Origin of the sequence: Amycolatopsis sp. NBC_00355 (assembly GCF_036104975.1) — a bacterium.
Classification (GTDB): Bacteria; Actinomycetota; Actinomycetes; order Mycobacteriales; family Pseudonocardiaceae; genus Amycolatopsis.
This window is the reverse complement of the sequence record NZ_CP107982.1, coordinates 855,359-869,736: the sequence shown is the minus strand read 5'-3', so window position 1 is coordinate 869,736 and position 14,378 is coordinate 855,359. Positions and strand designations below refer to the sequence as shown.

Below are 14,378 nucleotides of genomic sequence, written 5' to 3'. Positions count from 1 at the left end.
CCCGCTCAGCAGCTCGAGTGCTGGATCGACTTGAAGATGTCGACGGCGCCGAACAGCGCCGCGTCGTACTTGAAGTGCGCGCTCCAGGTGTAGCGCGGCGGCGGGTTGCCGTCGTTCATCCGCGGGCTGTCGAACGTGCCCGCGGAGAACAGCTTCGTCCCGGCCGTCGTCTTGACGTCGAAGCTGGAGTGCCAGACGTCCCCGCTGTGGGTTTGGTACGTCAGCGTGGTCGCGCTCCAGTCGCCGGTGCCGTCCGAGCGCAGGACGATGGTGCCGTTGTCCTGCTCGCAGTCGCCCGCGTGCAGCTGGCCCCAGGTCGCGCTCTTCACGTCGAGCACGGCGGCGGTGTTCGCCGGCGCGGCCTGCGCCGCCGGCGCGGCGGCCAGCAACGCCGCCCCCGCGGCGGCCGTCGCCAGAACCGTGCCCAGACCCCGGATCGTGTGCCTCATCGAGTTCCCTCCCGTGTGGTGAGTCCCGCGGAACGGTGCTGTCCGGCGGGACGTGGCCGAGCTTCACAGCGCCCATCGACAGTCCATCGACACTCCATCGACAGCGCATCGACACGCCATCGACAGTTCGTCGATCACGACCTCGCGTACGACGTATCTCGCACGGCACGTCCTGCTCCTGTAGACCGAAACGCGGACTCGTCCGCGGTGGAGGGGCGGGGATGAGCGGGATGACCGCGCGTGGCGTGGATCGTGGTGTGGATCTGGGCGTCCTGGGGCCGTTCGAGGTCGGGATCGGCGGGGAACCGGTGGACGTCGGCGGGCCGCGGCTGCGCACGCTGCTGGCCGTGCTGGCCGCGGACGCCGGCCGGGTCGTCAGTGTGGGCGCGCTCGGGCGGGCGCTGTGGGGTGACCAACCGCCCGACCAGGTCGACCGGACCGTGCGCACGTACCTTTCGCGGCTGCGCCGGACCTTCGCGCCACCGCTGCTGTTGACGCGGCCACCGGGATACGTGCTGCACGTGGCCCCGCAGGCCATCGACGCCGTGCGGTTCGAGCAGCTCGCCGGCGAGGGACGCCGGGCACTCGCCGCGGGCGACCACGGCACCGCCCGCACGCACCTGACCACCGCGCTGGACCTGTGGCGCGGCGCCGCGTACGGGGAGTTCGACGAGGTCGAAGTGCTGGCCGCCGAAGGGATGCGGCTCGAGCGGGTGCGGCACAACACCGTGCAGGACCGGATCGACGCCGACCTGGCCGCGGGCGAGGACACCGGCCTGATCGCCGAGCTCGAAGTGCTGACCGCCGCGTTCCCCGGCCACGAACGGCTCTGGGCGCAGCTGATGACCGCCCTCTACCGGGCCGGGCGCCAAGGCGACGCGCTCGAGGTCTTCCGCCGCGCCCGCCGCGACCTCGTCGGCGCGTCCGGCCTGGAGCCGTCACCCATCCTCACCGAGGTGCACCGGCGCGTCCTCGCCCACGACCCGAGCCTGCTCGCCGTGCGGCCCCGGCAGACGATCGCCGTCCCGGACGTCGACTCCCTCGGCGCCGGAGAACACGCGCTGCTCGAAGAAGGCGACCTCCGGACGAGCCGGACGCACTTCGAGGACGCCTACCGCAAGGCCGAGGTCGCCGGCGACGTCGACACGCTCGGACGCGCCGTGCTCGGGCTGGGCGGGGTGTGGGTGCACGAACACCGGACGTCGGCCGCGTCGACGACACTCCTGACCCGGCTGCGGCAGGTGCTGGACCGCGTCGACCCGGCGTCCCGGCTGGGCCGCCGCCTGCGGATCCGGCTGGCCGGCGAGCTGGACTACGAGAACAGCGCGCACGACCGGATCCTGGCGCTGACCGCGGAAACCCGGGCGGCCGGCGATCCCGTCGCGCACGCCGAGGCGCTGAGCCTGGCCCACCACTGCCTGCTCGGCCCGGACCACGCGGCGCTGCGGCAGGCGCTCGCCACCGAGCTGGTCGGTGTGAGCGGGCCGTCGGGACGGCGTACCGACCTGGTCATGGGCGTGCTGTGGGACACCGTCGACCGGTTCCTGGCCGCCGATCCGCATGCCGAACGGCGGCTCGGCGAGCTCGAAGACCTGCTGGCCACCCGGAAACACCTGGCGGCCGGCTTCGTGGCCGCGTCGCTGGAGGTCATGCTGGCGATCCGGGCGGGCCGGTTCGCCGAGGCCGAGGCGGGCGCGCAGGCCTGCGCCGAGCTCGGGCAGGTGGCCGGCGACCCCGACGCGCTCGGCTGGTACGGCGCGCAGCTGGTGGCGATCCGCTGGTTCCAGGGCCGGCTCGGGGAGCTGGTGCCGGTGCTGGACCGGCTGATGCACTCCCCCACGCTCAGCCCCATCGACAACTCGTACTACGCCGCGCTGTCCGTGGCGGCCGCGTACGCGGGCGATCACCGGACGGCGGTGGGCGCGCTGGCGCGGCTGTCCGGCGACGACCTGGGCGCGTTGCCCCGCTCCAGCACGTGGTTGCTTTCGCTGTGCGGGGTGGCGGAAACGGCGTACCTGGTGGACGACACCGAAACGGCGGCGCGGGTCTACGACCTGCTCCGCCCGTTCGGCCACCTGCCGGTGATGGCGAGCCTCGCCATCGCCTGCTTCGGCTCGGCCCACTACCCGCTGGGCACGGCGGCGCTGACCACGGGAGACGCGGACCTGGCCGTGACGCACCTGCGCGCCGCGGTCCGGCACAACCTCGCGCTCGCCCACTGGCCCGCGGTGGTGTTCTCCCGTCGCCGGCACGCGGAGGCCTTGACCCGCCGCGGCCGACCGGGCGACGCCGCGGCCGCCGACCGCGAGCTGGCGGCGGCCGACGAGGAGGCCCGCGCGCTGGACGGCCAGCTCACGTCACCGGGCCGGTGACCAGGCACCCGAGTGCCAGGACCAGGTACGCCCCCGGCGCGGCGAGGGTGCGGAACGCCCGCGCCCGCACGTGCGCCCCGACCGCGCCCACGAAGAACAGCACCAGGCCGATCGCCGCGGCCGTGCCCCACGCCGTGAACCCGGCCAGGCCCGCGGCGAGCCCGGCCGCGCCCGCGAGCTTCAGGACGCCGAGGACCGGCACCCACCCGGGCGGCACGTCCACCGCCGCGGAGTTGGCCAGCACAAAACGCGCGCGGGCCAGATCGGCGACGCCCATCACGGCGTTCGCGGCGATGGTCACGAAGGTGACGACGAGGTGAGCGGTGGTCATCGGCGAAGTCCTTGCCCCGGAAGCGGTTACGCCTCCTCGACGGCCGGGCCGCACCGAAGGTGACTCACCGCTCGGCGGCTTGCGCGATCTCCACCACGCCGCTCGCCCAGGGTCCCTCCAGCCGGAACATCGACCTCAGCGCCGCGAGGTCGAGCGCCCGCCGCACCACGCTCGAGGGCCGCACGACCAGCTCGATCCCCGCGTCGGCACACCGGGACCGCAGCCGGGCGAACGTCGCCATCCCCGTCACCCCGCAGAACCCGACACCCGTCAGGTCGACGACCAGCCGCTGCGGCTCGTCGGCCACGGCCCGCCCGAACTCGGCTTCGAGCATCGGCCGAGTGGACATGTCGACCTCACCCGTCACGGTGACGCGCAGGGTCCCGGGCGTCGGCCGGGACGTCACCGCGGTCAGCATCAGTCCCGTCGGATCGGGGGCGGGCGTCTCGGTCAAGGTGGAACTCCCTTTCGGCTGCGGATGATCACCGCCTACCCGGTCGCCGGGAGCCCGAAACCTCGTTGTCCGGTCAAGTGCCCTCGGCCGCCGCCCGCAGACCTGCCCGCCCAAGACACCAATCGACTCGAGCGGCGGATCACCAAGGTCCGGGTGATCCGCCGCTGTCGGAGAAGCGGGCCTAAGCCCGATCCGGACCCGCGCCCGCCGTCACGCGGGCCGGGACCTCGCGCGCCGGATCGAGGCGCGGCACCAGGGCCGGGGTCCAGCCGACGTCCGGGCCCAGGTCCGGGTCGTTCGCCGCGTTGTACTCGGCCAGCAGGTCGACCGGGCGCGGACGGGCGTGGCCGGCGGCGACCAGCGTTCCCGTGGCGTGCAGCACCGTGCCCTTCCAGTACTCCACCAGCGCGCCCAGCGGCAGCGCGGCCGGGATGCGGAAGAAGTTCTCCTCCGCGTAGATGCGGGATTCGACGCCCACGCCCAGCGAGTACGTGTACGACGCGACCTCCGGCACGCGGTATAGGTTGTTATACACATGTACCCGGCCGTACCGGACGCGGGGGGCGCGCTGGCCGATGGCGGTGAACTCGTTGTGGTGCACGGTGACGCGCAGTTTGCCGGTGTCGGCGTCGGGGTGGTCGGTGCTGCCGATCAGCATGGTCTTGTCGTGGTCGTGCAGCCGGTTCCAGGAGACCGTGACCAGGTCCGAGCCGGTGACGATGTCGAGCAGTCCGTCGTGGACCTCGTACTTGCGCCCGAAGTACTCGACGGATCCGGTGTCGGCACCGTCGCCGAAGTCGTTGTGGTCCACCCAGACGTGGGTGGCGCCGACGAGGTCGAGGTTGTCGTACTCGGAGTTCCAGTTGCCGTCGGCGCCGTCGAGGGGGTCCCACTGCGGGAAGCAGTCGTGCGCGTCCTCGAAGCGCAGGTTCCGCAGGATGACGTTGTCGCCGGTGACGCGCAGGGTCAGCCCGTGCAGTTTCGCCCCGCCGAGGCCGACGACGGTGGTGTCCGGGCCGACGTCGAGCACCACCTGGGCGGCCTGGTTGGCCTGCGACCGCGCCCGAGCGTCCTCCAGCGGCCCGGACACCGGGGTCCTGCCCCAGGTCGCCGGGTCGTACCGCGCCAGGTACGCGGGCAGGTTGTACGCCGGGTCGGCGAAGTCGTCGCAGCTCATCGGCCGGTCGCGGGCGTCGACGTTGCCCTCGATCGTGCCGCGGACGTAGACGATCTTGGGGACGCCGGGGCGGGCCGCGAGCGCGGCGGCCAGCTCGGAGCGCTTCGACACCGTGCGGACGTCCCGGGGTGCCGCGGCCGCGCCGCCGGTCGTCCCGGTGGTCGCCGCGGCCCAGCCGTCACGCGCGCCGAGCACCACCCGGCCGGGCTCGGCGCCGTGCGCCGACGCCGGCGCGGCCGTGGTGATCAGTCCTATTAGGACAAGGCAGGCCGTGAACCGCATCATCACTCCCTCGGTCGGTGTCCGGACATGCCGATTTCGTCGAGCAGGCCGTCGATCCCGACCGGCTCGCCGGTGCGCAGGGACCGGTTCGCGGCGAGCCCGGTGAGCAGGGCCCGCAGCCCGTCCTCGTGGTCGGCCGCGCAGCCGAGCGGGTCGGGCGCCGCGTCACCGAGCAGTTCGGCGAGCATCCGTTCGTCCCCGCCGCCGTGGCCCTCCCCCAGCTCCTGGTCGAGCACGACCTCGGGCGGTTCCCAGTGCCGCTGCCGGATCAGCAGGGCGCGGGACGGTGTGGCCGCGGCGCCCGCGTGCTCGTTCTCCCGGACGTCGAGTTCGAGCCGGCCCTCGCTGCCGGAGAACACGACGCGGTAGCCCTCGCGGGGTGAATAGGCGTGCAGGTGGTAGTTCAGCACCACGCCGCCGCGGTGGCGGACGAGGACCGACAGGTCGTCCTCGATCGTGATGCCCGGGGAGAACACGTTGCGGTCGCGGAGATAACCGTCCTCGGCCTCGGCGTCCCGGTACAGCGCCCGCAGCCGCGGCGAGCTCTCGAGGTCGAGGGCGAAGGGGTCGTCGCGCGCCGCCGGGTCCGTCCCGCGGGTGTACCCGGTGGCGTGGCCGTGCCGCCGGCCGTTCTCCTCGCCGTAGAAGACGAGCCCGCCCAGCGCGTACACCGTCTCCGGGCCGCGGCCGAGCCACCAGTTGACCAGGTCGAAGTGGTGCCCGGACTTGTGCACGAGCAGCCCGCCGGAGCGCTCCTTGTCGCGGTGCCAGCGGCGGAAGTAGTCGGCGCCGTGCGCGGTGTCGAGCAGCCAGCTGAACTCCACCGAGCCGATTTCGCCGACGGCGCCTTCGGCGAGCAGCTCGCGCACCCGCCGGTGCACCGGGTTGTAGCGGTAGTTGAAGGCGACCCGCACCGAGCGCCCGGTCTCCCGCTGCGCCGCCAGGATCAGCCGGACGCCGTCGAGGTCGGTCGTCATGGGCTTCTCGGTGACGACGTCGCAGCCGGCGGTGAGGGCGTCCGCGACGTAGCGGGCGTGCGTGTGATCCGGCGTGCACACCACGACGACGTCGATCCGCTCCTTTGCGAGCATCGCGCCGAAGCCGTCCGGCCCGTAACACGGCACGGCCGTGCCGAGCCAGCTGTTGTGGACCCGCATGCGCGTCTCGTTGTGGTCGCAGAACGCGGCCGGCTCGGCTCGCGGTGAGGCTGCCAGGGCCCGGGCGAACAGCTCGGCACGCGAACCGAGTCCGACGATCGCGTACCGCTTCATGCCGGGTACCCCCAGGACAGGTCGAGTTCGGAGAACAGGGCGAGCCGTCCGGCCGCGTCGTCGACGGCGGCGTCGACACCCGGCACGACGAACCGGTCCTCGTCCCGCACGGCCGGTAGCGGACGGGGTTCGGGGGCGCCACGCACGGCCTCGACCAACGCGGTGAAGGCGCGTGTCCGCGTCAGTGGCGCGAGCAACGGGACCTGATCGCGGACGTGCCGGACGAGGTTGGTGAGCAGGTCTTCCGGCGGCCCGACGCGAACCGTCTCGTCGCCGATGACGAGGTCGTCGGTCTTGTAGTGCCAGCGGATCCGGTCCGCGGTGCCGTGGACGAGCACGTACGGGTCGTGGTCGGCCTCGGCGGTGAGCGTGGCCGCGACGACGACGTCCGGCGCGTTCTCGAAGGTGAGCCGGGTGCACGCGGTGTCGTCGCACTCGATGTCGCGCGCCCGGTACAGCTCGACGGTGACCCGCTCCGGGTCGGTGTCGGCGGTGCCGTTGAGCAGCAGCGCGGACGCGACGGCGTGGGCGAAGGGGTTCGTCAGCGACCCGTCGCCGAGGTCGCGGCGGCCCGCCCACGCGGCGCGCTGGTAGTAGTCGTCCCGCCGGATCCACGCCCCGGCCGCGCCGACGCCGGTGACGTCGCCGATCTCGCCACGGTCGATCGCGGCGCGGATCACCGGGATCGCGGCGGATCCGAAGCTCTGGAACCCGGTCTGCACGGCCCGGCCCCGCCGCGCGAGTTCGTCGAAAGCGGCCAGGTCGAGCACGGGTGGCTTCTCGACGAGCAGGTGACACCCGGCGTCGAGCGCGAGTCGCGCGAGCAGTAGATGGGTGCGGGGCGGGGTCGCCACCACCGCGATCCCGGCGCCGGTGCGGGACAGCAGCTCGGCGGGATCGTAGGTGACGATCGCGCCGTCCGGCAGCAGTTCGAGGGATTCCGGCGGCGGGTCACGGACGTCGCACGCGCCGGCGAGCACGATCTCGCCGCGGTCGTGCAGCTCCCGGGCCCGGCGCAGGTGGGTGGCCGCGTAACCGGCGGTGCCGAAGACGACGAGGAGAGGCGCGCTCATGAGCACGCGCCGATCGCCGGTACGGGATTCGGCAGCGGCTCGCCCGCCGCGCCACGATCACTCATGAACGCGCGCCGGTCGCCACGGCGGCCAGGCACAGGGGTCCGGCCACCACGAGAGCCAGCACCGGCAGCATCCAGACCAGCACCGCCGACAAGACCACCGCTATCGCCACGAGCAACGCCTTCCCCGGCGCCCCGGCCGTGCTCCGCGCGGCAGCGGGCACCGCCCGGCGCCAGGGCAGCTCGGACGACGCGACCGCTTCGCACGTCCGCACCGCGACCACCACGCCCACCGCGGCGAGCACCCACAACACCGGCCGGAGCACCCCCGCGCCCGGCATCGAGGCCGCCACTTCGAGGTCAAGCGCGGCCAGCACGACCCCGACGGCACCAAAAGCCCCGAAGGCCACTCCGCCCCGAGCGGCCCGGCGGAAGTCCGCCCAGAACGTCGTCCACAGTGGACGCACGATCCCGTGCCTGGCCCGGTCCAGCGCCCGGCAGCCCGCGGCGAACGCGGGTGGCGCGGTCACCACCGGCACCGACGCGAGCGCGACCAGCAATCCCACCAGCAGGCAGTCGGAGAAGTCACCCAGCCAGGCGCGCCAGTCCACCCGCCGCACCGCCGTGTCGCGCATCGACGTCATCCTTTCAGGCCACTGGTGCTGACGCCTTCGACCAGCAGGCGCTGGAAGGCGAGGAAGAACAGCACGATCGGCACCAGCGCGAGCGCGGACATCGCGAACATCGCGCCGAAGTCGGACTGGCTGCTGGTGTCCACGAACAGCCGCAGGCCGAGCGGCACGGTGAACTTCTCCGTGTCGTTCAGGTACACCATCTGCGTGAAGAAGTCGTTCCACGTCCAGATGAACGTGAAGATCGACGTCGTGACCAGCGCCGGTTTGGACAGCGGGAGCACGACGTGCCAGAACGTCCGGTAGACGCTGCAGCCGTCGATGGTCGCGGCCTCGTCGAGCTCGCGCGGGATCCCGCGCATGAACTGGACGATGAGGAACACGAAGAACGCTTCGGTGGCCAGCAGTTTCGGCAGGATCAGCGGGACGAACGTGTTGACCAGCCCGGCCTGCTGGAAGATCACGTACTGCGGGATGAGGGTCACGTGGTAGGGCAGCATCAACGTCGTGATCATGAACGCGAACAGCGCGCCGCGGAACCGGAACCGCAACCGCGCGAAGGCATACGCGGCCAGCGAGCACGAGACGACGTTGGCCACCACGGAAAGCCCGGCGACGAGGAACGAGTTGAGGAAGAACCGGCCGAAGCCCACGCCCGCGGCGCCTTCCCAGCCCTTCGAGTAGCCGTCGAAGACGAACCGGCTGGGCAGCAGCGCCAGCCGCGAGAGGATCTCGTCCGGCGGCTTGACCGACGCGAAAGCCAGCCACGCCACCGGGTACAGCACCACGGCCATCCCGCACAGGCACAGCACGTGCCAGCCGATCGACCGCGCGGTGCGGGGCATCCGGAGGGCGGTCACGGGCGGTCCTCGTAGAACACCCAGAGCTTCGCGGTGCGGAACACGATCGCCGTCACGATCGCGATCACCACCAGCAGCACCCAGGCCATCGCGGACGCGTACCCCATGCGGAAGTCCTGGAAGCCGACCTCGAACAGGTAGAGCGTGTAGAACAGGTCCGCGTCGGCGGGCCCGCCGCGGCCGCCGCCGATGACGAACGCCGGGGTGAACGCCTGGAACGCGTGGATGGCCTCCATCACCAGGTTGAAGAAGATCACCGGCGACAGCATCGGCAGCGTGATGTGGCGGAACCGGCGCAGCGCGCCCGCGCCGTCGATGGCGGCGGCTTCGTGCAGCTCGGCCGGGACCTGCTTGAGGCCGGCCAGGAAGATCACCATCGGCGCGCCGAACTGCCACACCCCGAGCAGCACGATCGTGGCCAGGCTGAAGTTCGGGTCGTCGACCCAGCTCGGCGTGCGCCAGCCGAACCCCGCGAGGACCTCGTTCACCGGCCCGCCGCCGGTGAACAGCGCCCGCCAGACGAGCGCGGCCGCGACACTCGCGCCGAGCAGCGACGGCGCGTAGAACGCGGCGCGGTAGAAGCCACCTCCGCCGCGGCGGGTGTTGAGCAGCAACGCCACCCCCAGCGACACGGCGAGCTTCACCGGCACCGACACGAGGACGTAGATCAGCGTGACCTCGACCGACCGCAGGTACCGGTCGTCGTCGGTGAACATGTGCGTGAAGTTGCCGAAGCCGACCCAGTGCGGCGTGGTGAACAGGTCGTAGTCGGTGAACGACAGGTAGAGCGAGACGACCATCGGGCCGACGGTCAGCGCCACCGCCCCCAGCAGCCACGGCGTGAGGAACGCGAACGCTTCCGGCTGGCTCTTGCGGCGGTACCCGCGGCCCGGCGCCCGCGGCTGCACCGGCCGGGGTGGTGCCGGGGTGCGCAGCGTCGTCATCGGCTACCCCAGGCTCTTGTCGGCTTCGGACATGAACCGGGTGACAGCGTCGTCGATGCCCAGCCGCCCGAACGCGATCTCCTCGTACGTGCGCTGGAGGAGTTTCTGGATCGCGCCCGCGCCCTTCGGCGGGACCGGCGGCGCGGCGCCGAGCTTCGGTTCGAGCGCGGCTTCGTAGGCGTAGAGCGTCTTGTCGTCGCCGGTCGCGCCGGCCGAGAGCTGCCCGCGGATCTTGAGGTTCGGCGCGAGCCCGCGGTCCGTGCCGAGGATCTTGCCCGCGTCGGCGTCGTTGACGAAGAAGTCGACCAGCTTCGCGGCGGCCTCCTGCTGCTGGCTGCGGGCGGACACGGACAGGAACATCGACGGGCGCCGGTACTGCCCGAGGTCGCCGTTCGCGCCCGTCGGGTACGGCGCGACGGTCAGGTTCTTGCCGTTCGCCTTGCGGTAGGCGGGCAGCAGGTTGTCGTAGGCGAACTCCGAGCTGGTCAGCTTCTTGCCGAGCGGCGACTGCTCGGGCGAGGTGTTGTAGGAGGCCGTGACGTCGGCGGGCGACGCGCCCTTGGTGTCGCGGAACCGGCTCGCGAGCTGCCAGTACCGGCGGAGGTCGTCGGCGGTGAAACCGAGCTTGCCGTCCGGGGTGTAGAACTGCTTTCCCTGCTGGCGCAGCCAGATCTCCAGCGGTGTGTCGAGGATGCCGAAGTCGGTCGCGCCGCGCGCGGCGAACCCGCCGGCGGCACTGACCCTCGCGGTCGCGTCGGCGTACTGGTCCCAGGTCAGGCCCTTCGCCGGGTCCGCGCCGGCCGCGGTGAAGGCGGCGGGGTCGTAGAGCATCGCCGGCGTGTTCTGCGCCCACGGCACGGCGTACCGCTTGCCCTGGTAGACGCCGGTGGCGGCCAGCTCGGGGTTGACGTCGGCGAGCGAGATCGCCTTGCCCGCGCCCTGGTTCAGGTCGGCCAGCACGTTCCGCCCGCCGTACTCGGCGAGGTAGCGGGTGTCGACGTTCAGCACGTCCGGCGGCTTGCCCCCGGCCGTCTGCGTCGCCAGTTTCTCCCAGTAGGCCGCGTACGCCGCGAACGACGTCTGCACCTTGATGGCGGGATTCTTCTTCTGGAACAGCTCGACGGCCTGCTTGGTCAGGTTCGCCCGGCCGTCACTGCCCCACCAGGCGAAGGTGATCGTCACGTCACCGCCGCCCCCCGAGTCCGAGCCGCACGCGGCCGTTCCGGACAGCAGCAGGGCGATCGCGGCGACCGCCCCGAACCCGCGCACACGCGTCCGACGCATCGACATCTCCGTCCGGTCGGAATGACCTGTGAGCGCTCCCACGAAGTCGGCGAGAAAGCGCTTACAGGAACTCGGCGGTCCACCGTAGGACGCACGCGACAAACGTGTCAATACACGGATTTCACGGTCGAAATCGTCGAAGAACGGTTACTCCGAACGCATTCACACGCCGCTTTCACCGAAGACGTGCCGGCGGACGAACGGGGTGCGGAACACGCCACCGGGATCCAGACTTCCCGCCAGGGAACGGAAATCGGCCAGCCGCGGGTACACCGCGGCCAGGTCGCCGCCGCGGAAGAGCTTGCCCCAGTGCGGCCGCGCGCCGAACGGTGCCAGCCGCTCTTCGAGCAGCGGCAGCACCGATTCGACCTCGGGCTGACGCGGTTGCCACGTGAAGTGCAGCGCGACGCGGTCGCCGCCGTGGGCCGGGCTCAGCCAGAGGTCGTCACCCGCGACCGTGCGGATCTCGGACACCAGCAGCACCGGCGCCAGCACGTCACCGATCTCGCGCACGACCGCCATCGCGGCCGCCGCGTCCCGGTAGGGCACGAAGTACTCCGTCTGCAGTTCGTCCCCGACGCTCGGGGTGAACTCGAGGGCGAAGTGCGGGAGCCGCTGGTGCCACGGCCCCGGCACGCCCAGCTGCGGGGTGACGTTGCCGGCCGGGACGCCGGCCGCGTGCGCCGGGTGCCGCGGGACGTCGGCCGCGACGGCGCCGAACAGCCCGGCCCGCTCGGTGAAGGCGTCCGCCCGGCTCTTGACCCAGACCTGGTCCACGACGTCGCTCGTCCAGTTCGTGAACAGGCTCACGCTGTACCCGGCGTCTTCGACCTCGTCGAAGTGCTCGTACGCGGCCTCCCACGCCAAGCCGTCGAAGACGACCTGGCGGACGTCGAACGCGGGCACCACGTCGAGGGTCAGCCGGGTGACGACGCCGAGCGCGCCGAGGCTCACGACCAGCCCGGGGAACACGTCCGGGTCCGCGGCCCGCGAGAACGTGCGGACCTCGCCGCCCGCGGTGACCAGTTCCAGCGCCGAGACGGCCGCCGCGAGTCCCTGCCGGCGGCGGCCGGAGCCGTGGGTGCCGGTCGCGACACTGCCCGCGACCGTGATGTGCGGCAGCGAGGCGAGGTTGGCGAGGGCGAACCCGGCGGCGTGCAGCTGCTGCGCGAAGTCGCCGTACCGCGCCGAACCGCCGACGGTCACCGTGCCGGCGTCCGCGTCGATCTCCACCGCGCTCTCGAGCTCGCTCAGGTCGAGGAGCACGCCGCCGGGGGCGTCGGCGATGTCGTTGAAGCAGTGCCGGCTGCCGAGCGCCTTGACGCTCGACGCGGCCTCGACCGCTTCGCGCACTTCGTCGCGCGTGCGCGGCGTCACCACGGTTTCGGCGGCGTACTGATGGTTTCCGGCCCAGTTCGACTCGCCCATCTGCCCGACCCTACTCACTCCGCCGCCGCGTACCGCCAGAAGTCCCGCATCCACGCCGGCGCGACCGGGTTGTCTTCGCCGACCTGGGTGAGCAGCACGCTGACCGTGCCGGTAGCGGGCACGACGTACGCGGTGGTGCCGGTGCCGCCGACCCAGCCGTAGCGGCCGGGGACGGTCCAGGGGTCGGTTTCGGCGACGTCGACCGACCCGCCCATCCCCCAGCCCTGGCCGTCCAGGAAGAGCGCGCCGATCTCGCGGTGCGCCGCGGTGGTGTGGTCGGTCGTCATCAGCCGGACCGACTCGGGGGTCAGCACGGGCTTGCCGTCCGCCGCGGCGCCCTCGGCGAGGAGCATCCGGCCGAACGCCAGCCAGTCCCCCGCCGTCCCGGCCAGCCCGCCGGAGCCGAGCGGCAGGGCGGGCATCGTGCTCCACTGGCCCTCCGGCGGGTCGGCGAGGACCAGGCCGTCCGGGCCGGCCTTGTAGAAGCTGGTGAACCGGTCGCGCCGGTCCGCGCCGACGACGAACCCGGTGTCGGTCATCCCGAGCGGGCCGAGGATCCGCTCGTCGAGGAACTCCGGCAGCGGCGCACCGGCCACCCGGGCGGCGAGCACGCCCTGGATCGCCGAGCACGTGTCGTAGAGCCAGGACTCGCCGGGCTGGTAGAGCAGCGGCACCTCGGCCAGCCGCGCGAGCCAGACGTCGGCCTCGGGGAAGCGCTGGACTTCCCGGCCGTCGATCTGGACGGGGAAGAGCGCCTGCACCGCCGGGAGCGAGAAGTCGGACGCGAACCCCCAGCCGGCCTGGCTGGTCAGCAGGTCGGCGACGGTGATCGGCCGGTTCGCCGGGACGAGGTCGTCGACCGGGCCCGCCGGGGTGCGCACGACCTTCGGGTCGGCCAGCTCGGGCAGCCACCGGCCGATCGGGTCGTCGAGGGCGAGCCGGCCGTCGTCCACCAGGGCCAGGACCGCGGCGGCGGTGACAGGCTTGGTGAGGGACGCGAACCGGAACAGGGTGTCCTCGGCCATCGGCCCGCTGCCTTCGACGTCGACCGAGCCGACGGCCGCGATCTCGGTGTGGCCGGGCCGGGCCACGACGCCGACCGCGCCGGGCAGCGCGCCGTCGTCGACGTGCCGCTGCAGGATCTCGCGCAGGCTCATGGTGCTCCCCGGGTCGGCGGTCCGCCCGAGGCTAGCCCAGGGCGCCGGGGTCCCCTCCCGGGCGGTGAGAGCGCGGGTGTAGCCGCGGTGTAGCGATCACCAGCAGGGTCTCCCCCGGTTCGTCACGATCCGAGGGAGACCCATGCTCATCAGGAACTTCGCCCCGGTGGCCGCCCTGTCGGCCGCCCTGCTGTTCGGCGGCGCGACCATCGCGTCGGCCGCCACCGCCCCGCCGTCCGAGGTCTACGCGGAGGTCACCGCCGCCGACATCGCCGACCCCGGCGCCGTCATCACCGACTCGGCCGCCGAGCTGGCCGCCGCCCGGACCGCGTCCCAGGCGATCGCCTGGTATTCGAGCCGCAAGGGCAGCACCGCCTACCAGGGTTACTGCGAGAAGGCCGCGCGCCTGTCGTGGGCCCGGACCACCCACCACGCGAGCGCGATCGAGCACTGGCGCTCCTCGGACGGTGCCCGGCACACCACGGGCACCCCGCCGAAGGGCGCGTTCGTGTTCTGGAACATCTCGGCCTACGGCCACGTGGGCATCGCCGACGGCAGCGGCGGCGTCTGGGCGACGAGCGTCGACGGCGCGATCGGCCACGCCAAGCAGAGCTACTTCGGCAGCTACCTGGGCTGGAAGCCGGGCAACGCCAACTGATACC

Annotated in this window: 14 protein-coding genes; 2 read left to right on the top strand and 12 right to left on the bottom strand. The window is 72.6% G+C overall.

Annotation, left to right across the window (positions count from 1 at the left end):
• Positions 1-5: 5 nt before the first annotated feature.
• A complete protein-coding gene (locus OHS18_RS03810) occupies positions 6-449 on the bottom strand; it encodes a DUF6294 family protein (RefSeq protein WP_328615936.1) in 444 nt (147 codons plus the stop codon).
• A gap of 230 nt (positions 450-679) precedes the next feature.
• Between OHS18_RS03810 and OHS18_RS03805 the strand changes: the two genes are divergently transcribed.
• Positions 680-2,821 (top strand): AfsR/SARP family transcriptional regulator, encoded by a 2,142-nt coding sequence (locus OHS18_RS03805; protein ID WP_328615935.1) that lies wholly within the window; start codon positions 680-682, stop codon positions 2,819-2,821.
• Here the strand turns inward: OHS18_RS03805 and OHS18_RS03800 are convergent.
• From OHS18_RS03800 to OHS18_RS03750, 11 genes are all read right to left on the bottom strand, one after another.
• On the bottom strand, positions 2,802-3,152 hold the full coding sequence (locus OHS18_RS03800; protein ID WP_328615934.1) for a DoxX family protein: 351 nt from the start codon (positions 3,150-3,152) through the stop codon (positions 2,802-2,804). The genes OHS18_RS03805 and OHS18_RS03800 overlap by 20 nt on opposite strands.
• 64 nt (positions 3,153-3,216) lie before the next feature.
• Entirely contained in the window at positions 3,217-3,606 is a 390-nt protein-coding gene (locus OHS18_RS03795; protein ID WP_328615933.1) for an STAS domain-containing protein, read from the bottom strand.
• A gap of 181 nt (positions 3,607-3,787) precedes the next feature.
• Entirely contained in the window at positions 3,788-4,981 is a 1,194-nt protein-coding gene (locus OHS18_RS03790) for a pectate lyase family protein (protein WP_328615932.1), read from the bottom strand.
• A gap of 86 nt (positions 4,982-5,067) precedes the next feature.
• On the bottom strand, positions 5,068-6,336 hold the full coding sequence (locus tag OHS18_RS03785; protein ID WP_328615931.1) for a Gfo/Idh/MocA family protein: 1,269 nt from the start codon (positions 6,334-6,336) through the stop codon (positions 5,068-5,070).
• Entirely contained in the window at positions 6,333-7,409 is a 1,077-nt protein-coding gene (locus OHS18_RS03780) for a Gfo/Idh/MocA family protein (protein WP_328615930.1), read from the bottom strand. The genes OHS18_RS03785 and OHS18_RS03780 overlap by 4 nt, the downstream gene beginning before the upstream one ends.
• 61 nt (positions 7,410-7,470) lie before the next feature.
• Positions 7,471-8,046, bottom strand: a complete 576-nt coding sequence (locus tag OHS18_RS03775) for a hypothetical protein (protein WP_328615929.1) — start codon at positions 8,044-8,046, stop codon at positions 7,471-7,473.
• A gap of 5 nt (positions 8,047-8,051) precedes the next feature.
• Positions 8,052-8,888 carry a carbohydrate ABC transporter permease gene (locus OHS18_RS03770; protein WP_442875461.1) on the bottom strand — a complete coding sequence of 279 codons (837 nt, stop codon included), beginning with the start codon at positions 8,886-8,888 and terminating at the stop codon, positions 8,052-8,054.
• A gap of 11 nt (positions 8,889-8,899) precedes the next feature.
• Positions 8,900-9,847, bottom strand: coding sequence for a carbohydrate ABC transporter permease (locus OHS18_RS03765; RefSeq protein ID WP_328615927.1), 948 nt, complete (start codon positions 9,845-9,847; stop codon positions 8,900-8,902).
• A gap of 3 nt (positions 9,848-9,850) precedes the next feature.
• Positions 9,851-11,131 carry an ABC transporter substrate-binding protein gene (locus tag OHS18_RS03760; protein ID WP_328456054.1) on the bottom strand — a complete coding sequence of 427 codons (1,281 nt, stop codon included), beginning with the start codon at positions 11,129-11,131 and terminating at the stop codon, positions 9,851-9,853.
• A 162-nt stretch (positions 11,132-11,293) separates the two neighbouring features.
• Positions 11,294-12,559 (bottom strand): FAD-binding protein, encoded by a 1,266-nt coding sequence (locus OHS18_RS03755; protein ID WP_328615926.1) that lies wholly within the window; start codon positions 12,557-12,559, stop codon positions 11,294-11,296.
• A 14-nt stretch (positions 12,560-12,573) separates the two neighbouring features.
• Positions 12,574-13,716, bottom strand: a complete 1,143-nt coding sequence (locus OHS18_RS03750) for a serine hydrolase domain-containing protein (RefSeq protein WP_328615925.1) — start codon at positions 13,714-13,716, stop codon at positions 12,574-12,576.
• Between the two features lie 142 nt (positions 13,717-13,858).
• Here OHS18_RS03750 and OHS18_RS03745 point away from each other — a divergent pair, with 142 nt between their 5' ends.
• Positions 13,859-14,374, top strand: coding sequence for a hypothetical protein (locus OHS18_RS03745; protein WP_328456060.1), 516 nt, complete (start codon positions 13,859-13,861; stop codon positions 14,372-14,374).
• Positions 14,375-14,378: the final 4 nt, after the last annotated feature.